General features: G+C 65.5%; 27 protein-coding genes, 1 other RNA gene and 1 riboswitch. Of the genes, 15 read left to right on the top strand and 13 right to left on the bottom strand.

From position 1 onward, the window contains the following. Positions 1 to 92: 92 nt before the first annotated feature. The 4 genes from AU252_RS18530 (at position 93) to AU252_RS25050 (ending at position 2,461) form a co-directional block, all read left to right on the top strand. On the top strand, positions 93 to 692 hold the full coding sequence (locus AU252_RS18530; RefSeq protein ID WP_099093407.1) for a GDSL-type esterase/lipase family protein: 600 nt from the start codon (positions 93 to 95) through the stop codon (positions 690 to 692). A gap of 99 nt (positions 693 to 791) precedes the next feature. Continuing rightward, positions 792 to 1,634 carry a DUF4097 family beta strand repeat-containing protein gene (locus AU252_RS18525; protein WP_058931978.1) on the top strand — a complete coding sequence of 281 codons (843 nt, stop codon included), beginning with the start codon at positions 792 to 794 and terminating at the stop codon, positions 1,632 to 1,634. Beyond that, positions 1,634 to 2,245, top strand: a complete 612-nt coding sequence (locus tag AU252_RS18520; RefSeq protein WP_058931977.1) for a PadR family transcriptional regulator — start codon at positions 1,634 to 1,636, stop codon at positions 2,243 to 2,245. Before AU252_RS18525 ends, AU252_RS18520 begins: the two co-directional genes overlap by 1 nt. Positions 2,246 to 2,386: 141 nt before the next feature. Further along, complete coding sequence (locus tag AU252_RS25050) at positions 2,387 to 2,461, top strand: 50S ribosomal protein bL37 (protein WP_104061284.1); 75 nt, start codon at positions 2,387 to 2,389, stop codon at positions 2,459 to 2,461. A 167-nt stretch (positions 2,462 to 2,628) separates the two neighbouring features. Here the strand turns inward: AU252_RS25050 and rsrA are convergent, their stop codons facing one another. Both rsrA and AU252_RS18510 read right to left on the bottom strand, forming a co-directional pair. Then, positions 2,629 to 2,889 (bottom strand): mycothiol system anti-sigma-R factor, encoded by a 261-nt coding sequence (gene rsrA, locus AU252_RS18515; RefSeq protein WP_056343299.1) that lies wholly within the window; start codon positions 2,887 to 2,889, stop codon positions 2,629 to 2,631. Beyond that, positions 2,886 to 3,734 (bottom strand): sigma-70 family RNA polymerase sigma factor, encoded by an 849-nt coding sequence (locus AU252_RS18510; RefSeq protein WP_058933050.1) that lies wholly within the window; start codon positions 3,732 to 3,734, stop codon positions 2,886 to 2,888. Before AU252_RS18510 ends, rsrA begins: the two co-directional genes overlap by 4 nt. A 274-nt stretch (positions 3,735 to 4,008) precedes the next feature. On the opposite strand from AU252_RS18510, the gene AU252_RS18505 reads away from it, so the two are divergent. The 11 genes from AU252_RS18505 (at position 4,009) to AU252_RS24190 (ending at position 12,753) form a co-directional block, all read left to right on the top strand. Continuing rightward, positions 4,009 to 4,545, top strand: coding sequence for a DoxX family protein (locus AU252_RS18505; protein WP_058931976.1), 537 nt, complete (start codon positions 4,009 to 4,011; stop codon positions 4,543 to 4,545). A 6-nt stretch (positions 4,546 to 4,551) separates the two neighbouring features. After that, positions 4,552 to 5,952: a 3-phosphoshikimate 1-carboxyvinyltransferase gene (gene aroA, locus AU252_RS18500; RefSeq protein WP_058931975.1), complete on the top strand. Its 1,401-nt coding sequence runs from the start codon at positions 4,552 to 4,554 to the stop codon at positions 5,950 to 5,952. Next, positions 5,936 to 7,051, top strand: coding sequence for a ribosome small subunit-dependent GTPase A (gene rsgA / locus AU252_RS18495; protein ID WP_058931974.1), 1,116 nt, complete (start codon positions 5,936 to 5,938; stop codon positions 7,049 to 7,051). Before aroA ends, rsgA begins: the two co-directional genes overlap by 17 nt. A 52-nt stretch (positions 7,052 to 7,103) precedes the next feature. After that, on the top strand, positions 7,104 to 7,916 hold the full coding sequence (gene hisN, locus AU252_RS18490) for a histidinol-phosphatase (RefSeq protein WP_058931973.1): 813 nt from the start codon (positions 7,104 to 7,106) through the stop codon (positions 7,914 to 7,916). 159 nt (positions 7,917 to 8,075) lie between these two features. Then, a riboswitch (SAM riboswitch) is annotated at positions 8,076 to 8,189 on the top strand. A 35-nt stretch (positions 8,190 to 8,224) separates the two neighbouring features. After that, positions 8,225 to 9,664, top strand: a complete 1,440-nt coding sequence (locus AU252_RS18485; protein WP_058931972.1) for an aminotransferase class V-fold PLP-dependent enzyme — start codon at positions 8,225 to 8,227, stop codon at positions 9,662 to 9,664. Between the two features lie 124 nt (positions 9,665 to 9,788). Beyond that, a complete protein-coding gene (locus tag AU252_RS18480) occupies positions 9,789 to 10,547 on the top strand; it encodes a class I SAM-dependent methyltransferase (RefSeq protein ID WP_058931971.1) in 759 nt (252 codons plus the stop codon). Between the two features lie 31 nt (positions 10,548 to 10,578). Beyond that, positions 10,579 to 11,292, top strand: a complete 714-nt coding sequence (locus AU252_RS18475; protein WP_058931970.1) for a metal-dependent transcriptional regulator — start codon at positions 10,579 to 10,581, stop codon at positions 11,290 to 11,292. Then, on the top strand, positions 11,293 to 11,727 hold the full coding sequence (locus AU252_RS18470; RefSeq protein ID WP_058931969.1) for a fluoride efflux transporter FluC: 435 nt from the start codon (positions 11,293 to 11,295) through the stop codon (positions 11,725 to 11,727). It abuts the gene before it with no gap. Further along, positions 11,724 to 12,122, top strand: a complete 399-nt coding sequence (locus tag AU252_RS18465) for a fluoride efflux transporter FluC (RefSeq protein ID WP_083510473.1) — start codon at positions 11,724 to 11,726, stop codon at positions 12,120 to 12,122. The genes AU252_RS18470 and AU252_RS18465 overlap by 4 nt, the downstream gene beginning before the upstream one ends. 43 nt (positions 12,123 to 12,165) lie before the next feature. Further along, a complete protein-coding gene (locus AU252_RS18460) occupies positions 12,166 to 12,534 on the top strand; it encodes a hypothetical protein (RefSeq protein WP_058931968.1) in 369 nt (122 codons plus the stop codon). Between the two features lie 81 nt (positions 12,535 to 12,615). Then, positions 12,616 to 12,753: a hypothetical protein gene (locus tag AU252_RS24190; RefSeq protein ID WP_167349845.1), complete on the top strand. Its 138-nt coding sequence runs from the start codon at positions 12,616 to 12,618 to the stop codon at positions 12,751 to 12,753. A gap of 4 nt (positions 12,754 to 12,757) precedes the next feature. Here AU252_RS24190 and AU252_RS18455 read toward each other — a convergent pair whose 3' ends face one another. From AU252_RS18455 to AU252_RS18410, 11 genes are all read right to left on the bottom strand, one after another. Then, positions 12,758 to 13,735, bottom strand: a complete 978-nt coding sequence (locus AU252_RS18455) for a S1C family serine protease (RefSeq protein ID WP_058931967.1) — start codon at positions 13,733 to 13,735, stop codon at positions 12,758 to 12,760. Between the two features lie 204 nt (positions 13,736 to 13,939). Then, positions 13,940 to 14,308, bottom strand: a transfer-messenger RNA (tmRNA) gene (gene ssrA, locus AU252_RS23390). An 87-nt stretch (positions 14,309 to 14,395) separates the two neighbouring features. Beyond that, the gene (gene smpB / locus AU252_RS18450) at positions 14,396 to 14,866 is read right to left on the bottom strand and encodes an SsrA-binding protein SmpB (protein ID WP_056343258.1); all 471 of its coding nucleotides are present in this window, start codon (positions 14,864 to 14,866) and stop codon (positions 14,396 to 14,398) included. Positions 14,867 to 14,953: 87 nt separating this feature from the next. Then, positions 14,954 to 16,360 (bottom strand): peptidoglycan DD-metalloendopeptidase family protein, encoded by a 1,407-nt coding sequence (locus AU252_RS18445; protein ID WP_058931966.1) that lies wholly within the window; start codon positions 16,358 to 16,360, stop codon positions 14,954 to 14,956. Between the two features lie 27 nt (positions 16,361 to 16,387). Further along, the gene (gene ftsX / locus AU252_RS18440; protein ID WP_058931965.1) at positions 16,388 to 17,302 is read right to left on the bottom strand and encodes a permease-like cell division protein FtsX; all 915 of its coding nucleotides are present in this window, start codon (positions 17,300 to 17,302) and stop codon (positions 16,388 to 16,390) included. Next, a complete protein-coding gene (gene ftsE / locus AU252_RS18435) occupies positions 17,299 to 18,093 on the bottom strand; it encodes a cell division ATP-binding protein FtsE (RefSeq protein ID WP_058931964.1) in 795 nt (264 codons plus the stop codon). Before ftsE ends, ftsX begins: the two co-directional genes overlap by 4 nt. 175 nt (positions 18,094 to 18,268) lie before the next feature. After that, positions 18,269 to 19,387: a peptide chain release factor 2 gene (prfB, locus tag AU252_RS18430; protein WP_058931963.1), complete on the bottom strand. Its 1,119-nt coding sequence runs from the start codon at positions 19,385 to 19,387 to the stop codon at positions 18,269 to 18,271. A gap of 63 nt (positions 19,388 to 19,450) precedes the next feature. Beyond that, on the bottom strand, positions 19,451 to 19,864 hold the full coding sequence (locus tag AU252_RS18425; RefSeq protein WP_058931962.1) for a pilus assembly protein TadG-related protein: 414 nt from the start codon (positions 19,862 to 19,864) through the stop codon (positions 19,451 to 19,453). A gap of 64 nt (positions 19,865 to 19,928) precedes the next feature. After that, positions 19,929 to 20,321 (bottom strand): hypothetical protein, encoded by a 393-nt coding sequence (locus AU252_RS18420; RefSeq protein WP_058933048.1) that lies wholly within the window; start codon positions 20,319 to 20,321, stop codon positions 19,929 to 19,931. A gap of 73 nt (positions 20,322 to 20,394) precedes the next feature. Further along, positions 20,395 to 20,817, bottom strand: coding sequence for a TadE family protein (locus tag AU252_RS18415; RefSeq protein ID WP_058933047.1), 423 nt, complete (start codon positions 20,815 to 20,817; stop codon positions 20,395 to 20,397). 24 nt (positions 20,818 to 20,841) lie between these two features. Beyond that, positions 20,842 to 21,108 carry a hypothetical protein gene (locus AU252_RS18410; RefSeq protein WP_240484225.1) on the bottom strand — a complete coding sequence of 89 codons (267 nt, stop codon included), beginning with the start codon at positions 21,106 to 21,108 and terminating at the stop codon, positions 20,842 to 20,844. Positions 21,109 to 21,127 lie beyond the last annotated feature (19 nt).

The raw sequence follows: 21,127 nt of genomic DNA, 5'->3' as shown, positions 1-21,127 counted from the left end.
ATACCAGACTCCGGCCGGGCAGTTCTGTTTAATGAAGATGGATCATAGCCACGCCGATTGGCCTGAATCGGCACGGACGTAAAGAGGGACTTGTGGAAGACAGGAAGCTGCGGATCGCAGCTGTTGGAGATGAACTGCTTGCCGGGCTGGGCGACCCCAGGGCCCTCGGCTGGCTGGGCCGCGTGTTGGCCCGCACTCCGCAGGACGGCATGGTCATGGAAGCGTATGCCCTCCCCTGTCCCCAGGAAGGAACGGAGGGGCTGGCTGCCCGCTGGCAGGAGGAGGCCGGGCGGCGGTTCGGCGACCAGCACGAGAACCGCCTGGTGATCGGCCTCTCGGGCCGGGACATCGAGTTCGGCCTTTCCACCGCCCGGAGCCGCCTGAACCTGGCCAACATCCTGGATACGGCCACGCAGAACCGGATCGAGGTGTTTGTGGTGGGCCCGCCGCCCACGCTGGACCCGGTACAGAACCGCCGGCTCGCCGATCTGAACACGGCCTTCGCTGACGTCACCACCAGGCGCAAGCACCTCTATGTGGACACGTTCTCCCCCCTTCTGAACCACGAACAGTGGCGCCAGGATCTTGCGGCGAACACCGGCACGCCGGGGCAGGCGGGCTATGGCCTGATGGCCTGGCTGGTCCTCCACCGTGGCTGGTTCCAGTGGCTGGGCATGGACGCCCCCGAGTAGGCTTCCCCAACCCTTCCAGTCGCGATATATCTTGACGGGTCCAGCGGTCCGTTATATCTTGAGATATCAGTCACGATATATCGCGGTTTTGGAGGATTCATGACAGAGGACAGCTGGACCGTCACAGGTCCGCAAACCATCGACGTTGACCACGTCCGGTCGCTGAAGCTGGGCATGGTCCGCGGCAGGTTCGACGTCGTCACCCACGCCGACGCCGTGGCCCGTGTGGAGATCAACGACGTCCAGGGCGATCCCGTGTCGGTGACGCTGACGGACGGCAGGCTTGAGGTCCGCCATCAGCTGCACGGCCCCCAGGGCTGGTTCAAGAACCTGATGGGCACGGTCAACCACAACAGCAACAACTCAGCGGTGATCAGCATCGCTCTGCCGGCCGGCGTCGAGGTGGAGGCCGGCACGGTCAGCGGCGATGGCCTCGTGTCCGGAATCAGCGGGCGCACGCGGCTCAATACCGTCTCGGGTTCTGTGATGGCAGACGGCACATCCGGGGAACTTCACGTCAACACCGTCAGCGGCGAAGTCATCGCGCGAAACCACGACGGCGTCCTGACCGCCAAGAGCGTCTCCGGCGAGGTCACCGCATCCGGCCGGTTCAGCAACATCCGGGCTCACACGGTCAGCGGCGACATGAGTTTTGACCTGCTCGGCTTTACCCACGACTTCGGTGCCAATTCAGTCTCCGGCGACCTCACCATCAGGCTGCCGCACGACGTCGGCGTGGACATCGTCGCGAAATCGGCCAGCGGCGTTGTGGTGATTGATGACCAGCAGTACTCCCAGCCCGGCGGCAAGGTGGAAACCATTGCCGGACCGGACGGCAAGCTGATGCTGGTGCGGACCAACTCGGTGTCCGGCAAAACGTCCATCTTTCATGGCCAGCCGGCCCGCAATGACGACGCAAGTAGCCCGGAAGCGGGGCACTGATGCCTCCGGTGTTCGCCCATGGTGCGCTCCGGCTGTACTTGCTCGCACTGCTGGAGTCGGGGCCCAAACACGGCTATGAACTGATCAAAGCCCTCAGCGAACGGTTCGGCGGCACCTACTCCCCCAGCGCGGGAACCATCTATCCCCGGCTTGGGAAGCTGGAGGAAGAAGGGCTCGTCGCCACTGAATCAGAAGGCCGCCGCACGAACTACCGCATCACCGCGGCGGGGCTTGCTGAACTCAACAAGCGCCGGGAGGAACTCGCCGGAGTCGAGAACGACATTTCCGCTTCCGTCCGCCGCCTGGCGGACAACCTGCGGGCGGATATCCGCGCCAACATGCGCGGGTTGCGGGCAGACCTGGCGGCAACGGCAGAGGCGGCCCGTTCCACGGCGCGGGCCCCCGATTTCCGGAAAGCCGGCCGCCAGTCTTCGGAAGGGTTCCGGGAGCTGAAGGAAGCGGAGATGCTGCTGCAGGCGTTCCGGGACGACCTGCGCGTGGAACTGCGGCTGCAGGCCACCCGGCAACCGCTCAGCGCCGTCACGCTGGAAACTGTCAGGACCGTGCTGGACCAGGCGCGCATCTCCATCCGCAACTCACTGCCCGGCTGAGCTGCGCGACTGAGCCGCCGGACTGCGCCGCCGGATCGGTATTGCCCCCGGTCACAGCCCGTTTCGGATTCGCGGCGTGTCCCATGGTGTGGGAGACTTGAGGGCAGCTCTTTTGAGTACCAACATTTAAGGAGGCCAGCTATGAGCAAGCGTGCACGTAAACGTCGTGACCGTAAGCGTGGCGGCGCGAACCACGGGAAGCGCCCCAACGCCTAAGCTAAAGCTTGGAAAACGGCTAAAGCGAAGGACCCCGGAAGCCACACGGCTTCCGGGGTCCTTCGTCTTTGCGCTTGTCTTTGGCGCCTGCGGTTCTGCTGACGGGCATCGACGCAGTCCGGCGTCGACGCGGTCACGTGGGTCCCTGCAGACGGGTACCGCTTGCGTCAGGCGTCCACCGGGCGGATCGCGTGGATCCGGTCCAGGATGGCGTTCTTCAGGTTCTCCGGAGCGGCCTCGGTGCACGAGCGCTTCACCATGGTGCGGATCACACACTCCAGGTCGTACTCCTCCGTGCACTCAGGGCACTCATCAAGGTGGGTCTTGATTTCCGTGATGTCCTCGCGGGTCAATGCCCCGTCGAGGTATTCGTAGATGCGTTGCATCCGGGCGTCATCGCAGTCGCCCAATCCCTGGCAGTCGCTCATTTCCTGTTCTCCTGTTTTGTGGTCGCGGCCGTGTCCTGTGATTCGACGGCGCCTTTGAATCCTCGTTCGGCGGCATAGTCCGCCAGCATGTCCCGCAACATTTTCCGGCCGCGGTGGAGCCGGGACATCACTGTCCCGATCGGCGTGTTCATGATGTCCGAGATTTCCTTGTACGCGAAGCCTTCGACGTCGGCGAAGTACACCGCCAGCCGGAACTCCTCGGGAATGGCCTGGAGCGCCCGCTTGACGTCCGAGTCCGGCAGGTGGTCCAGCGCCTCAGCCTCGGCCGAGCGCAGGCCGCGGGACGTGTGCGACTCCGCCCTGGCCAGCTGCCAGTCCTCGATGGTGTCCGAGTTCGACTGCAGCGGTTCCCGCTGCCGCTTGCGGTAGAGGTTGATGTACGTGTTGGTCAGGATCCGGTACAGCCAAGCCTTGAGGTTGGTGCCGGGCTTGTACTGGTGGAACGCTGAGAACGCCTTGGTGTAGGCCTCCTGGACCAGGTCTTCAGCATCCGCGGGGTTCCTGGCCATCCGCATGGCGGCCGAGTAGAGCTGATCCACGTACTGCATGGCGTCACGCTCAAAACGGACCCGGCGTTCTTCCGCTGATTCGGTGGCCACATCCACGGGTTGCTCGGCGGGCGCAGGCTCAGCGGGCACAGGGACATCCCCTGCAGGGTGCGCGTCTGCCGGCCGCGAGTCACTCCCTGCCGGCGCATCGCTGCTGGCATTGGCTTCGCTGCTTGTTTTGGCTTCGCGTTCGGAGGCCTCATACATGGCCTCGAGGGCCGGATCCAGGGTGCTCATTGTGTTCAAGTCTACTGTGACGGCCTTGGCGCGCGGCATTCCGTACTCCGGAGAATCGGATTCCAGAGTCTGCAGTGCTACGGGTCCGGCGGGCTCCGTCCCGTCCTTCAGTAACCTCAAGGGCAACTCCAGTCTGTGTCAGGCCATGGTGTTCCAGGCAAATACCTGCCGGGCAATCCATGATGAGTCAATTCGTCCGGTGTCCGGACCCACAAACCATAACCGCTGGCGGCAGGCAAATATTCCCCAAAAGTGCAAGACTAGAACGGACTCCGCCGCATCCGGTGCGGTTCGTCCAGCCAGGAGGAAACCCATGTCCTTTGTCCGTACTCTCGCCCGCCCCATGCTGGCTTCCAGTTTCGTAGTCGCCGGACTGGACAAGCTGAAGAACGCCGATGACACCGCCACCCAGCTCTCGCCGCTCCTTCAGAAGGCAGCCGCGTCGCTGCCGTTCCAGGCCGACGAAAAGATGCTGGCACGGGTGATCGGCGGAACGCAGGTGGGTGCCGGCGTGCTGTTCGGCCTGGGCAAGTTCAGCCGCCTCTCGGCAACACTGCTGACCGTCATCTCGCTCCTGAACACCTTTGTGGAATGGCGCAGCGCAGACATCAGCACCAAGGAAGGCCGAGAAGTCCGCCGGAACCAGCTGCTCAAGAACATTTCCCTCAGCGGCGGCGCCCTGCTGGCCTCGGTGGACACCGCCGGCAAGCCGGGCCTGGCCTGGCGTGCCGAGCACCTCGCCGCGGACGCCCGGAAGAGCGCCGCCGGCGCCCGCAAGACCACCGGCCAAAAGCTTCACAAGGCAGACAAGGCCGTGCGCCGCGCCGTCGAACACGCAACGGGGGCGTAAGGACGGATGACCGGTTCCACCCCGCCCGCAGCCACCGACTCACACAGCTCCACCGGCACCGTTCCGCACTGGCCGGCCCCCTTCGCCAGCAGGCCCATCAACGCCACCGTCACGGTGCCCGGTTCAAAGTCCCTGACCAACAGGTTCCTGGTCCTGGCCGCGCTGGCTGACGGACCGTCCCGCCTCCGCGCCCCCCTGCATTCCCGGGACTCCGCCCTGATGATTGAGGCCCTCCGCCAGCTGGGGGCCACCATCACGGAGGTGCCCGGCGACGGCGCCTTCGGGCCGGACCTTGAGGTCACGCCCCTGAGCCGGGAGGCGCCGTCGTCGAAGACGCACATCGATTGCGGCCTCGCCGGAACAGTGATGCGCTTTGTTCCGCCGCTGGCGGCGCTGCGCAACGGCGTGAGCGTGTTCGACGGCGACCCCCACGCCCGGAAGCGCCCCATGGGCACCATCATCGAGGCCCTGAAGGCCCTCGGGGTGGCCCTGACCGCGGACGACGGCGGGACCCCCTCGTCGCTGCCGTTCACCGTTGCAGGCACCGGGGAAGTCCGGGGCGGCCACCTGGTGATCGATGCCAGTGCGTCGTCACAGTTCGTCTCGGCCCTCCTGCTGGTCGGCGCCAGGTTTACCGACGGGCTCCACCTTGAACACGTGGGCAAACCGGTGCCGAGCCTGGACCACATCAACATGACCGTTGCCGTACTCCGCGGCGTCGGTGTATCAGTTGACGATTCCGTGCCCAACCACTGGGTAGTGGCACCGGGCCCCATCCGCGCCTTTGACCAGCGCATTGAGCAGGACCTCTCCAACGCCGGCCCGTTCCTGGCCGCCGCGCTGGCCTCCGGCGGCACCGTCCGGATCCCGGACTGGCCCGCCGGCACCACCCAGGTGGGAGACCTCTGGCGCAGCATCCTGGCGGACATGGGCGCGGACGTCAGCCTGGCTGACGGCGTCCTGACCGTCACGGGCGGGCCAGAGATCAAGGGTGCGGATTTTGACGAAACCAGCGAACTCGCCCCTACCGTGGCGGCCCTCTGCGCCCTGGCCAGCGGACCTTCACGGCTGACCGGCATCGCGCACCTTCGCGGCCACGAGACGGACCGGTTGGCCGCGCTGGTCACCGAAATCAACCGCCTCGGCGGCGACGCGGAGGAGACCAGCGACGGCCTGGTGATCCGCCCGGCAAAGCTGCACGCCGGCGTCGTCCACAGCTATGCGGACCACAGGATGGCCACCGCCGGTGCCATCCTCGGCCTCGCGGTGCCGGGCATCGAAGTCCAGGACATCGCTACCACTGCCAAGACCATGCCGGAATTCCCGCAGATGTGGGCCGACATGCTGGCCCAGGGCGCTGCTGCCGACAAGCGCGCGGAAGGTCCCACTGGTGGCACGCAGCACTGATTCCTGGGACGAGTCCGACGTCCGGATCCGGCCCAGCAAAAAGGGCTCCAGGCCGCGCACGAAGGACCGCCCCAGCCACGACGACGCCGTCACGGGCCGCATCATCACAGTGGACCGCGGCCGGTACACCGCCGTCGTCGGCGAAGACTCGGGCGACGAGCGGATCATCATCGCAGCCAGGGCCCGCGAACTCCGCCGCTCCCCCGTGGTTGCCGGCGACTTCGTCTCCCTCGTTGGAGATGTCTCCGGCGAACCCGACACGCTAGCCCGCCTGGTCCGGATCCAGGACCGCAGGACCCTGCTGCGCCGCAGCGCCGATGACACTGATCCGATCGAGCGTGCGGTGGTGGCCAACGCAGATCAGCTGGTAGTGGTGGTGGCCGCCGCAAACCCGGAGCCGCGCACAGGCTTCATCGACCGCGCCCTCGTGGCCGCTTACGACGCCGGCATTGAGCCGCTGCTGCTCGTCACCAAGGCGGACGTCAAGGATCCGGCGGAACTGCTGTCCAACTACGAGCACCTGGACTTCCCGGTGATCATCAGCCGCACGTCGGACTCCGAAGCCTCAGGTATCGATGCCCGCTCCGACGACGGCCTCTCTGCCCGCCTGGACAGTGACGCAGTTTCGCAGCTCCGCGCGTACCTCGAGGGCAAGGTCTCGGTGATGCTGGGTCATTCCGGCGTGGGCAAGTCCACCATGGTCAATGCGCTCACCGGGGCCGAACGGGCCACCGGTGGAGTGAACGCGGTGACCGGCCGCGGCCGCCACACGTCGTCGTCGGCCCTTGCCCTGAAGCTGACCGGAGCTCCCGCCGGAAGCTGGATCATCGACACCCCTGGCATCCGTTCGTTCGGCCTGGCCCATGTGGACCCGGACCGGATCCTGCGGTCCTTCCCGGACCTGGAGCCGGGTACGGATGCCTGCGAGCGTGGCTGCAAGCACAACACCGCGGCCGTCAACTGCGGGGTGGATGCCTGGGTGTCCGCCGGCCACGCGGGCCCCACCGGCCCGGCCCGGCTCGCGTCCCTGCGGCGGCTGCTGGGCACGGATCCCCGCCTGGTGGGCCAGGAAACCAAGGAACTGGGCAGCATCGGCTAGACGGGACGCCGATGTCCCCAACACTGCGGCCCTGAGACGGTAGTTTGGAACCATGATCCAACCCGCTTCGAGCTACAACGATGACTTGCGCCTTGCCCATGTGCTGGCAGATTCCGTGGATGACCAGACCATGAGCCGCTTCAAGGCACTGGACCTCCGCATCGAGACCAAGCCGGACCTGACGCCGGTAACGGACGCGGACAAGTCCGCGGAGGAAGCCATCCGCGGCCAGCTGTCCCGCTCGCGTCCGCGCGACGCCGTGCTGGGAGAGGAATTCGGCAGTTCGGGCCATGGCTCCCGCCGCTGGATCATTGATCCCATCGACGGCACCAAGAACTTTGTCCGCGGCGTCCCGGTTTGGGCCACCCTGATCGCCCTCGTGGACGAAGGCGAACCCGTTGTGGGAGTGGTCAGCGCGCCCGCGCTGGGCAAACGCTGGTGGGCCGCCAAGGGTTCCGGCGCGTACATGGGCAAGTCCCTTGCCGCCGCAACGCGGCTCCGCGTCTCGGACGTCTCCAAACTTTCGGATGCCTCCCTGTCCTACTCCAGCCTGGGCGGCTGGAAGGAACGCGGCAACCTGGATGAGTTCCTGGGCCTGACCGAGGACGTGTGGCGCACGCGCGCCTACGGCGATTTCTGGTCCTACTGCATGGTGGCCGAAGGTTCCGTGGACATCGCCTGCGAGCCCGAACTGAACCTGTACGACATGGCTGCCCTGGTGCCCATCGTGGTGGAAGCCGGCGGCCGCTTCACCTCCTTGGAGGGACAGGACGGGCCGTTCGGCGGCAACGCCCTGGCCACGAACTCCATTCTGCACTCAGAGGTGCTCAAGCGGCTGAACCCGAATCTGGACGATCTCCTCTAGGCACTTTCTTCGAATTATCGACGGCGGACGCCTCCTCAAGGGGGCGTCCGCCGTCGTATCTTCGACAAATGAGACGGTTCCTCAAACGCGCGTAACAAAGTCCTTAACATTTGGCCGGGCTTCCTTTCTGCAGCGGCGGATGTTCTACGCTTCTTAACAGGTCACGAGTGCCAGCGCTAAACCCCGGTTTGCTGGCCGGCAACCCTCCATTCGCGGTGGGGTGCCCCGGGTGACGACCAGGCCGGTCCGGAATGGACACGGCAAGCGCGGGTTCCCGTTACCGGGAGTCCTTTTAGAGTGAGGTCTCCGTGACAACTGCCACCGTCTCCCCCAACACTGTTTCTCCCGACAACGCCGCCCCCGCCAAGGCCGCTGCGCTGTTCAAGGATGCCGCCGCCATTGCCGGCCGCCCCCTCTCTGCCGTCACCGGCGCGGAAATCCAGGCACCGCTGATCCAGGGCGGCCACATCCGGTACGCAAACCTGGACTACGGCGCATCCACTCCCGCCCTCTCCGTGGTGTCGGCCTACCTCAACGAGATCCTGCCGTTCTACGCCAGCGTCCATCGCGGCGCCGGCTACGCATCGCAGATCAGCACGTCCGTCTATGAGAACGCCCGGGACATCGTGCGCGACTTTGTGGGCGGACGCCCGGACGACTCCGTCATCTTCACCCGGAACACCACCGACTCGCTTAACCTGCTGGCGGGTTGCCTGCCGGCGACGGACGGGCGGTCCAATGGCGATGTCCTCTACCTGGACATCGAACACCACGCCAACCTCCTGCCGTGGCAGGGAGTCCCGCACCGCAGCGTCGTCGCCGCGGACACCATCGTGGGGACCCTCGAGGTCCTCCGCGCCGAACTTGAGCAGGGCAACGTCAGCCTCCTCGCGATCACGGGCGCCTCCAACGTCACCGGCGAGATCCTCCCGATCAAGGCCCTGGCCGCCCTCGCCCATGAGTACGGAGCGCGGATCGTGGTGGACGCCGCGCAGCTGGCACCGCACCGGCGCATCAATATCAGCACCGACGACGTCGACTACCTCGCCTTCTCCGGGCACAAGCTCTACGCGCCCTTCGGCTCCGGGGTCCTGGTGGGCCGCACCGACTGGCTCGACGCCGGCACTCCCCACCTGGCCGGCGGCGGCGCCGTCCGCGAGGCCAGGCTCGACGGCGTCAGCTGGGCCACCGGTCCGGCCCGGCACGAGGGCGGCTCCCCCAACGTCCTCGGCGCGGCCACACTGGCCCGCGCCACCCAGGTCATCGCGTCCCTGGACCACGACCGCTGGCACGCCCACGAGGCAGCCATCAGGTCATTCCTGGTGGAAGGGCTCGGGAAGATCGACGGCGTCACCGTGCACCAGATCTTCTCGGACACGGACGCTGAAACGGGCACCATCGGCGTGGTGAACTTCTCCGTGGCAGGGTACGACGCCGGGCTTGTGGCCGCGTTCCTGTCGGCCGAGCATGGCGTTGGCCTCCGGGACGGCCGCTTCTGCGCGCACCCGCTGCTCAAGCGCCTCGGCCTTCCCTCCGGTTCGCTGCGGGCCAGCTTCGGCGTAGGCTCCCGGTTGGAAGACGCCCAGCGGCTCCTTGCCGGCCTGGAGCAACTCCGCCGGACCGGCCTGGGCTGGGACTACGTGGTGGACGCGGGCCGCTGGGTTCCGGCCAACGACACCCGCACGTACCCTCACTGGGCTCCCAACACGCCGGGCACCGCCGGCGCGGCTCCGTGCCTTGACGACTGACTGACGCTTTCCTCCCCTGGTTCCTGACCTGACCGCTGCCACCTGACTGCCGCCTGACCCAGCGGCTGCGGCCCATGCGGTAAATTCGAAGGATACCGATGGGCACAGTTGAAGGAGGCCGCACGTGGCACGGGGTGGCCCCAGACTTGAGCACGGACGCCGCCTGGAACTCGGACGGAGTTTCCAGGACGGCGGCGAACACTACCAGCGCGTACGCCCTGGCTACCCGGCCGACTCAGCGGACTGGCTGATCCCTGCCGGGGCCGCGGACGCGGTGGACGTGGGCGCCGGAACCGGCAAGTTCACCGCCCTGCTGCTGGAACGCGGCCTGGCGGTTTCCGCCGTGGACCCGTCGCCGGACATGCTCGAACAGCTGCGGGCCCACTACGCGGCGGCGGACGCGACGCAGGGGACGGCAGAGGCGACGGGACTCGCTGACTCCTCGTTCGACGTCGTAAGCGTGGCGCAGGCCTGGCACTGGTGCGATCCGCTGCCGGCGAGCACCGAACTGGCGCGGATCCTGCGGCCCGGCGGAACGCTGGGGCTGATCTGGAACCAGCTGGACACGTCCGTTCCGTGGGTGCACCGGTTGTCCCGCATCATGCACGCGGGCGACGTCTACAAGCCCGGGTTCCGCCCGGTGGTGGGGCCGGAGTTTGAAGGCCTCGAGAGCCATGTGACGCGGTGGGAGGACAGCCTCAGCACGGCGGACATCATGGAACTGACGAAGTCCCGCAGCTACTACCTGCGCGCCGGCGAAGCCACCCGAAGCAAGGTCCTGGCCAACCTGGACTGGTATCTGCACGAGCACTTGGGGCACGCCGTGGAAGAGGACATCAGCCTGCCGTACCTGACGCTGACGTGGCGGGCCACGAAGGCGTGAGGGACGCGGACCACCGGGTAGGCTAGGAGACGTGAAGACCAGCGCGCCCTCCTCCTCGATCGAGGACTACGTCAAGGTCATCTACGGCTTCACGGAGTGGCAGGACAAACGCATCACGTCCTCCCAGCTCGCGCAGCGCCTGGGGGTGGCCAATTCCTCGGTCTCGGAGATGGTCCGCAAGCTCAAGGACCAGGGCCTGGTGGACCACAAGCCGTACAGCGCCATCACCCTTACAGACTCCGGGGTCCGGCTGGCATTGTCCATGGTGCGCCGGCACCGGCTCATTGAGACCTACCTGGTGCAGGAGCTCGGCTACAGCTGGGACGAAGTCCACGACGAAGCCGAACTGCTGGAGCACGCGGTGTCGGACACGTTTATTGAGCGCATGGCGGCAAAACTGGGCAACCCGCAACGCGACCCGCACGGTGACCCGATCCCCGCCGCGGACGGCACGGTGCTGCTGCCCGAGGCCCATCTGCTCGGCGAACTCGATCCCGGGCACACCGGCCGGATCACCCGCATCAGCGACGAGAACCCTGATCTGCTGCGGTATCTTTCGGCCGAGGAAATTGACCTCGACGACGAGGTGGAGGTAGTGGGCCGTAAGCCGTTTGGCGGAGCGCTGGTGGTGCGGATCAGCAACGCCGGCAGGAAGCGGGACTACGATCTCGCGGATGAAGTCACCGCGGCGCTCTGGGTCCACAGTGACCACCCCCACACCGGCTGCACCCTCAGCGACAGCTGAATGACGAACGCCCGCGTGCCGCACTGGCGGGCCTGGCTGGCCGTGGCGGCAGGCGGCCTGGCCGGAACGGAACTCCGGTACGGGCTGGGACTCGCCTTTCCGGAAACCGCTGGGGCAATGCCCTGGACCACCCTGGGAATCAATGTGACTGGCAGTTTTGTGCTGGCCGCCCTCACCACGGTGTGGATGGCGCGGCCGCAGACGGCATTCTGGCTACGCGCCGGCCTGGGGCCCGGATTCCTGGGCTCGTTCACCACGTTCTCTGCGGTAGTCTTCGCGATTGACCAGCTGACCAGGGCCGGCGAACATCCCGTGTGGATCGCCTACCTGGGGCTCTCCCTGCTGCTGGGCCTGGGCGCCGCGGCCGGTGGCTGGCGGACCGGGCGGCTGCTCACCGACCGGCTGCAGGGTGACCGGGCGGGGACAGCACCGTGACGGGCGCGGTCCTGGTGGGAGTGTTCGGCATGGCGGGCGCCCTGCTGCGCTTCGCCATCGACAGCTGGTTCGCCCACCGCGAGGGGCTCCGCACGGCCGTCAGCCCGAGCGGTAGGCCGCGGCACTGGCCGTGGGCCACGCTCACCGTCAACGTCACCGGGTGCCTGATCATCGGACTGTCCATCGGCATGACCGGACGGCTCGGCCTTGCCCCCGAGTGGCAGACCGCTGTCGCCACCGGCCTGGCGGGCGGACTCACCACGTTCAGCTCCTGGACCACTGCCACGGTGCGTCTCCTGAGCGAGTCGCGGTTCGGTGCCGCCGCCCTGAACATCGGCGCCAACCTGGCCCCCGGATTTGCCGCGGCGGCTGTGGGCATCGCACTGGCGTCGTAAGGGACCCATTCAGGTTTGTCCCGGTCCCGTATCGTTGACTCTGATGATTAGCAGACGCGACGCGGCAATTGCCCTTGATGTACCGATGGAAATGGCCCAGCGCCATGGCATCCCGAAACGACTGACCGAGGCGGAGCTGGGCGAAATCCTGGACAACCCACCGGCATGGCTGATCCAGTCGAGGGCCAACCGGACCGGCAAGCGTCCGGTCTGGGTGCACCTGGAATGTGCCGTCTGCGGCTACGAGGAAGCGGCCCGGCCCAAAAAATGGTGGCCGGAATTCACGTATGTGGTGTGCGAGCACCATGCCTCGGACGAGGTGCCGCCGCTGCGGCCGGGCCTCATCAGGAGCGAGTTCGACGGCGTCGGGACCCGTTTCGTGGGCATCGCGGACGTTGCAGTTCCGGACTGATTCGGGGCATTACATTCGGGGCTGAACAGGCGTATTTTACGAAGTGGGACGCAGCCCGTCCCACGTCGTAAGGAGCATGCCATGCCGGACAAGTCACCACACCAGCAGCTGCACAAGAAGCCGGTCAAAACCATCAAGGAAAAACGCGCGGAAAAGAAGGCCAAGAGCCCGGTTGAAGGCCCGCAGGACCCGGTAGCGCACCTGAAGAAGCGCCGGTAGCGGTTTACCCGTTCCCGGCCATCTCGTCGGGCACTGCCACAATGTCCACTTCCTGGCCGTCCCTCAGCACTCGAATCGGCAGCGGCTGGCCGATCGCATCGGCGAACAGCAGCTTCTGCAGGCTCTCGGCGTTGCTGACGGGGCGGCTTCCGGCTGTCAGGATGACGTCACCCGCCCGCAGGCCCCCGCGGTCTGCAGGCGAACCGGCCAAAACCTCCACCACGCGCAGCCCGTCCCGTTGTCCCGTCCTGATCACCGCGCTGGCATTGAGCCGGAAAGGTGTGCTGACCACGCCGAGATAAGCCCGCCTGACACGGCCGTCCTTCAGCAGCGCTGAGATGATGCGCCGCGTGGTGGTGTTGATGGGCACGGCCAGGCCCAGCCCCGCTCCGGCCACTGCGGTGTTAATTCCCACGATGCGGCCGTGCGTATCGGCCAGTGCTCCGCCGGAACTGCCGGCATTTAGTGCTGCGTCGGTCTGGATGACGTCCTCGATCACGCGCCGGTTGCCGCTGGACCACACCGGAATGGCACGGCCCAGGCCGCTGACCACACCCGCTGTAACTGATCCGGCCAAGCCCAGCGGATTTCCCACCGCAATGACCAGCTGGCCCACCCGCAACGTCTCGGCATCGCCGAACTGCGCCGGGGCCACTTTCGGTGCCCTGCCGTGGACCACCGCGAGGTCGGACAAAGGATCCGCCCCCACCAGTTCAAGATCGGTCCGGCTGCCGTCAGCAAAGGCGGCATGGCCTTGATGGGTGCCGGCCACCACATGCGAATTGGTGAGCAGGTAGCCGTCTTCAGTAAAGAGCACCGCCGAACCTGCGCCCATGCGGAAGCGGCCGTTACGGTGGTTGCCGGTCATTTCAATGGCCGCAACATGCGGGGTGACCGTCTCAGCCACGCGCATGACGGTCTCCGAATACGAGTCCAGCGGACCGTCGTCGGCCGCGGTATTGGGTTCCTGCGCCTGTTCCATGGCACACCTCCTGGCTGGCGTTGCTGCCTCCGGCTTCCAGACCTGCTGCTGCGCCGGAGCCTACTGGGGACAACCACGCGGTGGCGCCCGGTAGTCCCGGAACGGCTACGCCGTGGGTGAACAGGGCACTCAACACGGCGCTTAAATGCCAGAAGACCCGGACGAGGGGTCCGGGCCTTCTGGCAATGTCTTGCGACATTCAAAATGTGGAGATGGGGGGAATTGAACCCCCGTCCGATGTTGTGTTAACAGGGCTTCTCCGGGCGCAGTTTGCGTCGGACTTTCTCGGCCCCAGCCCTCCTGCAAACAGGTGGCTGATCCGGGCCCAGTCATCTAAGAGTCCCGTTTGCCCCGATGACGGAGGCAAGCAGCAGTGGCTATCTAAATGACGCCAGGATCCGGGGCAATAGCAACCTCGGGCTGACGGACTGTCTTACTGCTTAGGCAGCGAGAGCGAAGTCAGTGCGGTTTGATTTGGCACTTATTGGTTTGCAGACAGCGTTTACGAGATAATTCTGCATCCTCGGCCCGCTTCACCTGTCGCGACTAACATCGTCGAAACCGATCATCCCCGTATTTTGTTTTCAAACCGGCCGGGCTGTGCACGCACAAATCCCTGCCGGACTACCTATCATAACGCATGCCCGGCGGAAATCATTCCTACCTGCGGTTGCGTTCCCGGACCTCGCGAAGGGCTTCGCGGTTATCCTGCTGCTCGCGCAGGGTCTGGCGCTTGTCGTACTCCCGCTTACCGCGTGCGACACCGATCTCCACCTTGGCCCGGCCATCGAGGAAGTACAGCTGCAGCGGCACCACTGTGAAGCCGGACTCCCGGATCTTCACGGAGATCTTGTTGAGCTCCTCACGGTGCAGCAAAAGCTTCCGACGGCGGCGTGCGGAGTGGTTGGTCCAGCTCCCCTGGTTGTACTCGGGGATATGGATGCCCTCCATCCACAGCTCGTCGTTGTAGAACGTGCAGAAGCCGTCCACCATGGAGGCGTGGCCTTCGCGCAGGGACTTGACCTCGGTTCCCATCAGGGCGATGCCGGCCTCGTAGGTATCCAGCACGTGGTAGTCATGCCGGGCCTTGCGGTTGGTGGCCACAACTTTACGGCCACTTTCTTTGGGCACGGTGGAACTCCTCAGTTCGTGGATCCTGGTTGGCTCCGGCCGTTCCGGCGCGGAGTCATACCAGTGTACGGCAGGCGCGGACCGGCGTTACAGCAGGCGCATCGGGTCAACTGCGGCCCCGTTGAGCCAGGTTTCGAAGTGTGCGTGGCAGCCTGTTGAGTTGCCGGTGCTGCCCGAGTAGGCGATGAGCTGCCCGGCGGAAACCTGCTGGCCGTTGGAGACCACGATGCTGCTGTTGTGGTAAACGATGGTGGTCAGCGAGTTGCCCTGCACCACTCCATGGGAGAGCTTCACCCGCCAGCCGCCGCCGTCAGCGGAGTTCCAGCCTGAGGAGAACACCTCGCCGGCGGCCGCGGCGTAGACGGGGGTGCCGCAGGCTGCGCCGAAGTCAATGCCGGTGTGGACATATCCGCCCTGCCCGTAGAAATCGATGGTTCCCGGCGGGGTTGACCGCCAGCCGAAGCCGGAGGTGATCGGAACGTCACCGGAGAACGGGGACCGCAGGCCAAAGGCCGACGGCGATCCGGTCACCGGGGCGTACGGCTGCTCGGCCTGGCCCTGCGCCCGTGCGGCGGCAGCGGCCGCCTCCGCGAGCCGGCGCTGTTCGGCCTCCCAGGCCTCGCGGAGCCTGCGGTCACGTTCGGCGATTTCGTTGGCAACGGAGTTCTGGCTCGCTGCAACCGCCGCCATTTGGGACTGGATGCCTGGTTTCGCTGCCTGGAGTTCGGCATCAAGGCGCACGGTGTCGGCGATCAGCTGGTCAACCTGGGCCTTCTTGGCAGCCGCCTCGTCACGGGCAGCCTTTTCCCGTTCCAAGGCGGCGTCTGCCTTGGCTTTGAGGTCCCTGATTTCTGCCTCAACGGCTTCGAGCCGGGCCTGCGAGTTCACATTTGTGGCGCTTTGCTGGGACAGCTTGTCCATGGCGGCGTTCTGGCTGCGCATGGCCTGGTCCGCGAGGTCCATGGTGTCGGTCAGGCTGCCGCCGTTGTTTGCCCCGAAGAAGAGGGTCAGGTTCGACGGCACGCCTCCGGACTTGTAGGCCTGGGTGGCGATCTGGCCGATCAGCTTCTTGGTGTCCGCGATCTTCTGCTTGTCAGCCTCAAGCTGCTGGGTGATTTTGGCCTTATTCTGCTGTGCAAGGTCAACCCGCGCCGTCAGCGCTTCAACTTCTTTGACCGCACTGGCCACGCGCCCCTGGGCCTCCAGGAGTGCCTGCTGGGCGCCCGGCAGCTGGCCTTGATAGATCACTAGGTCGCCGGCGGCCTTCGCGATGCGTGAGTCCACGAATTCCAGGGACTGCTGAACCCGGGCCGCCTCAGCTTCGAGGGCGGCACGCTTGTCATCGAGCTCATCGGCGTGCGCCACCGGGGCTGACGCACCCATGCTGGCGGCGAGGAGCAGGGCCAGGACGCCGCTGATCAGGCCGGCGCGGCGGCCCGCAGATCGCCGGCGTTCGGCCCGGTGCCGGGGCGCAGTTCGGTGCAATTCGTTCATCAGGATTCCTTGTTCGGTTTGCACAGCCTAGACCTTCAAATATCTGCGTAAGGTCAAGAGCGACGAAATTCCTGCCAAAGATCCGCCAAGGATCAGCAAGGCCGGCGCAAGAATGAGCGTCTGGCCCGGCGAGATAAACGCCGTATCCGGATACTGCTTGGACAAGTACTCGCCCAGGAAGAAGTGCGCCACCGCCCACAGCGTGCCGGATGCCAGGGCGGCGCCGATCACCGCCGCAATCACCCCTTCAAGGATGAACGGCAGCTGGATGACGATCTTGGACGCGCCCACCAGGCGCATGATCCCGGTTTCGCGGCGGCGGCTGAAGGCCGAGAGCCGGATGGTGGTGGCGATCAGGAGGATGGCACAGATAATCATCACGCCGGCGATGCTGACCGCAACCAGGGAGGCGGCATTCATGGCCGAGAAGAGCCGCTCCAGGAGCTGGCGCTGGTCAATGACCGTTTCGACGCCCGGCTGCGAGGAGAACGTCTCGCTGATGATCTGGTATTTCTCCGGATCCTTCATGTTGATGCGGAACGATGAAGGGAGCTGGTCCGGCGTGACGGAATCCACGATCGGAGAATTCGAGAACTGTTCCTTGAAGTGCTTGTAAGCCTCTTCCTTGGACTCGAACTGGAAATCGTTGACGTATTGGGCCACGGCGGGTGATTCGAGCAGGGTCAGCAGGTTGTCCTGCTGCTCCGGCGTGACCGGCCCGGTGGCGCAACCGGCCGCCGTCGAACCGTCACTGCAGAGGAAGATAGCAACCTGGACTTTGTCGTACCAGTAGCCCTTCATCTGGTTGATCTGGAGCTGCAGCATGCCTGCGGCACCCACGAACGTCAGTGAGACAAAGGTGACCAGGATGACCGAGACCACCATGGAAACGTTGCGGCGCAGTCCGCTGCCGATCTCACCGAGGACAAAAGCCAACCTCATCGCTGCTCCTCCCCTGCGCCCGGATTGCGTTCCCCTGATGCGGGCGGCTGGGATTCGTCCCGGCCGCTGGCGTCCCTGAGCCTGCGGGACTGGCCCACCACGGGGATCATGGAGGTATACAAAGCTTTGGCCTCGTCGCGGATGACGATGCCATTCCTGAGCTCTACAACGCGCTTGCGCATCTCGTTGACGATGTCGTCATCGTGCGTGGCCATGACCACGGTGGTGCCGTTCTGGTTGATCTTGTCCAGCACGCCCATGATGCCCATGGAGGTGGTGGGGTCCAGGTTGCCGGTGGGTTCATCGGCGAGGAGGATGCCGGGGCGGTTGACTACCGCACGGGCGATGGCCACACGCTGCTGCTCGCCGCCGGAAAGCTCATGCGGAAGGCGGTTTTCCTTGCCTTCCAGGCCCACGGTCTTCAGGACTTCGGGGACGGTGTCGCGGATGACGCTGCGGCTCTTGCCGATGACCTGCATCGCGAAGGCTACGTTGGCGAACACGCTCTTCTGCGGAAGGAGCCGGAAGTCCTGAAAGACGACGCCGATGCCGCGGCGGAGCCTGGGCACGCGCCAGCTGGAGATCTTGGCGACGTTTTGCCCGGCGACGTACACGGCGCCCGAGGAGGCCCGGTCTTCCTTCAGCACCAGCCGCAGGAAGGTGGACTTTCCGGATCCGGAAGCGCCGACGAGGAAGGCAAATTCACCACGGTCAATCTCAAGGCTGACATCGTCCAGGGCAGGCCGGGCCGTATGGTCGTAGACCTTGGTGACATTTTCGAATCGGATCATGGCCCTAAATACCCTGCAGGGCACGGCTGATACAGCCCAGATCTGCAGCCGGCGCACGGGCTTTCGTTTGGGGGAAGTAGAGCTCCGGCTCCTCGACTATACGCAGGCTTTTGGCCGGTTTTCGGGGGCTTCGGGGGTGTGTCGCGCGATCAGGCCTACCGGGTAGGCACAGCAGCTACGACTTCTCGGCGTTCCGGTTGTCGGTGCGCCAGCGGATCCCGGCGTCGATGAAGTCGTCAATTTCGCCGTCGAACACGGCGGAGGTGTTGCCTACCTCGTGTTCGGTCCTGAGGTCCTTGACCATCTGGTACGGGTTCAGGACGTAGGAGCGCATCTGATCGCCCCAGGATGCCTTGACATCGCCGGCGAACGCCTTCTTTTCGGCGTCCTCCTGCTCCTTCTTCAGGAGAAGGAGCCGGGACTGCAAAACGCGCAGGGCTGCTGCCCGGTTCTGGAGCTGCGACTTTTCGTTCTGCATCGACACCACGGTGCCGGTGGGGATGTGGGTCAGCCGGACGGCGGAGTCGGTGGTGTTAACCGACTGCCCGCCGGGACCGGAGGACCTGAACACATCCACACGGATCTCGTTGTCCGGTATGTCGATGGAGTCCGTTGACTCGATGAGCGGAATGACCTCGACGGCGGCGAAGGACGTCTGGCGGCGGCCCTGGTTGTCGAACGGGCTGATCCGCACCAGGCGGTGGGTTCCGGCTTCGACGCTGAGCGTGCCGAACGCATACGGTGCCTTGACTTCGAACGTTGCGGACTTCAGTCCCGCCTCTTCGGCGTAGGAGGTGTCCATGACGGTGGTGGGGTACCCGTGGCGTTCGGCCCAGCGAAGGTACATACGCATGAGCATTTCGGCGAAGTCTGCGGCGTCAACGCCGCCGGCCCCGGCCCTGATGGACACCACGGCTTCACGTTCGTCGTACTCCCCGGAAAGCAGCGTCACTACTTCGAGTTCCTTCAGGGATTTCCTGATGGACTCCAGCTCGGTTGCAGCTTCGCCCATGGAATCGGCGTCATCCTCGTCCTGGCCAAGCTCCACCAGCACTTCCAGGTCATCGATCCGCGATACCAGCCTGTTCAGCCGCTCCAGCTCGGACTGGCGGTGCGACAGGCGGGAGGTGATCTTCTGCGCCGCGGCGGGGTCATCCCACAGGTCCGGCTCGCCGGCGCGTTCGCTCAGTTCGGCGATGTCTTCCTTCAGAGCCTCAACATCGCTGACTCGCTCGATGGAGGTGTAGGTGGCGCGAAGAGCGCGGATTTCTGCGGAAAAATCAATATTGGCCATGGTTGTTTAAGCCTACGCCATCCGGCCGGAGTGCCGGACTTCTCCTGACTTCTCCGCTTCCGGTCAGCGCGTGAGCCGGGAACGGGCCGTGGAGGCCGCTTCAATTCTGATGCCATCAGGCACCAGGAAGTTCACCACCGGCGGGTGGACAACAGCGCTGAGAACCACGACGGCGGTGGACCCGTCAGGGCTGCCGGTCGCCGCTGAAACGGCTAACCCGTCGAACCGGGCCGACGACGGGCTCCGCGCGATAAAGTCGGCCGCAACGCTGCGGACGCGTCCAGGGCCCAGTACGGCTGAGGGGCTCCCGCCCTCTCCGCCGACCTCGCCCAAGGTGTAGCTGTCGGCGGCGGCCAGCGAGGCGCCGTCGGCCAGGGACAACAGCCGCTTGTGTTCGAGGTAGACGCTGGAGATGCCGATGACTACTGTGACCACCAGGAGGGCCAGCGCGACGTAGCCGATGATCATGACGATCATCTGGCCGCCCTCATCTGGATCGCTCTGCGTGGCTTCGGGGATCGCTTTGTGCGTCACTTTTGGGTCACCGGAACCTGCCCACCAGTTGGGTGGACGCGGCTTCAACTTCGCTGGCCTTGAGCCTGAAGTCCTCGTTGAATGGCACGAAGGGCAGCGGGACAGTGAGGTTGACCGTGACGGTGATGGCCGTGCCCGCAGCCTGGCAGTCGGCAGGGTCGCAGCGGGTGGATACGCGTGCCTGCTCGGCATCGTGGCCGAAGTCCGCGAGGGCGATGAGGGCTGCCTGTTCGGCAGCAGCCTGGGCAGACTCTGCATCCGGTTGGGCGACGAACACCTTCGCGGCCTGGTCGGCGGCGCCGACCACGGCGAAGGACCCACCCTGGATCTGTCCCACGGTGATGATGAAGTAGACCAATGGGACCATCAGGAGCAGCGCGAGGAAGGTGAATTCGACCACTGCACTCCCATCTTCCCTGTGCTCGTTGCGGAGCGCATCGCTGAATCGCTTGCGTAGGCAGGAACGCCAGGTGTCAGGGCTGGATTGCGGCATGGCCTTTCACCTCGAGCAGGTCCCGGGGGCCGATCAGCCCGATGACGGGCATGGGAGCCTTGATGGTCACTTCGAGGGTCCGCAGGCCCTGGAACGTCATTTCGGCAGTTGTGATGTCCTGCGCGAACTCAGCGTTCAGGGAAGTCTCGATGAGCGTCGCCGCCCGTTCCTGGGCATCTGACGCTCCCCGGTCTGCGAGGGTTCCATAACGTGCCCCTGAGGCTGCCGCGTCGATCAGTGTGTTGCGGACGTGCAGGACCAGGGTCAGCTGGATTATCGCCAGAAAAAACATGGTGAGCAGGCCACCCACGAGGACGAAGTCCACGACGCCAGAACCGCGTTCATCCGTGCGCCAGCCCGGCTCAGCGCCGATCCGGGATCGGCACGGTTCCCGGCTGGGCATGCATTGGCTGGCGCCCATCATGACTTACTTTCCGACCTTGTCCATGGCCTGGTTGAACATCGTTTCGAGGGCTGGGCCGGCGAGAGCCAGCAACGCCGCCACTAAGACTGCGGACATTAAGGTGATCATCACCCAACCGGGGACGTCGCCACGTTCCGGGTCGTCTTGGGCCGGCACGTCTGGATCTGTCGCTGCGTACCTCCGGCCTGACACAGTTTCACTTGTCCGTGCCCACAGGCCGGCCAGCAAAGCGAGGAGCAGCAGGCTGCCCGAGATTCCCATGTTTTTCATTTCGGTCCCATTCGTTGTG

It is taken from the genome of Pseudarthrobacter sulfonivorans (genome assembly GCF_001484605.1).
Lineage (GTDB): Bacteria > Actinomycetota > Actinomycetes > Actinomycetales > Micrococcaceae > Arthrobacter > Arthrobacter sulfonivorans_A.
The sequence above is the reverse complement of the archived record's forward strand: the minus strand, read 5'-3'. Positions and strand labels throughout refer to the sequence as shown.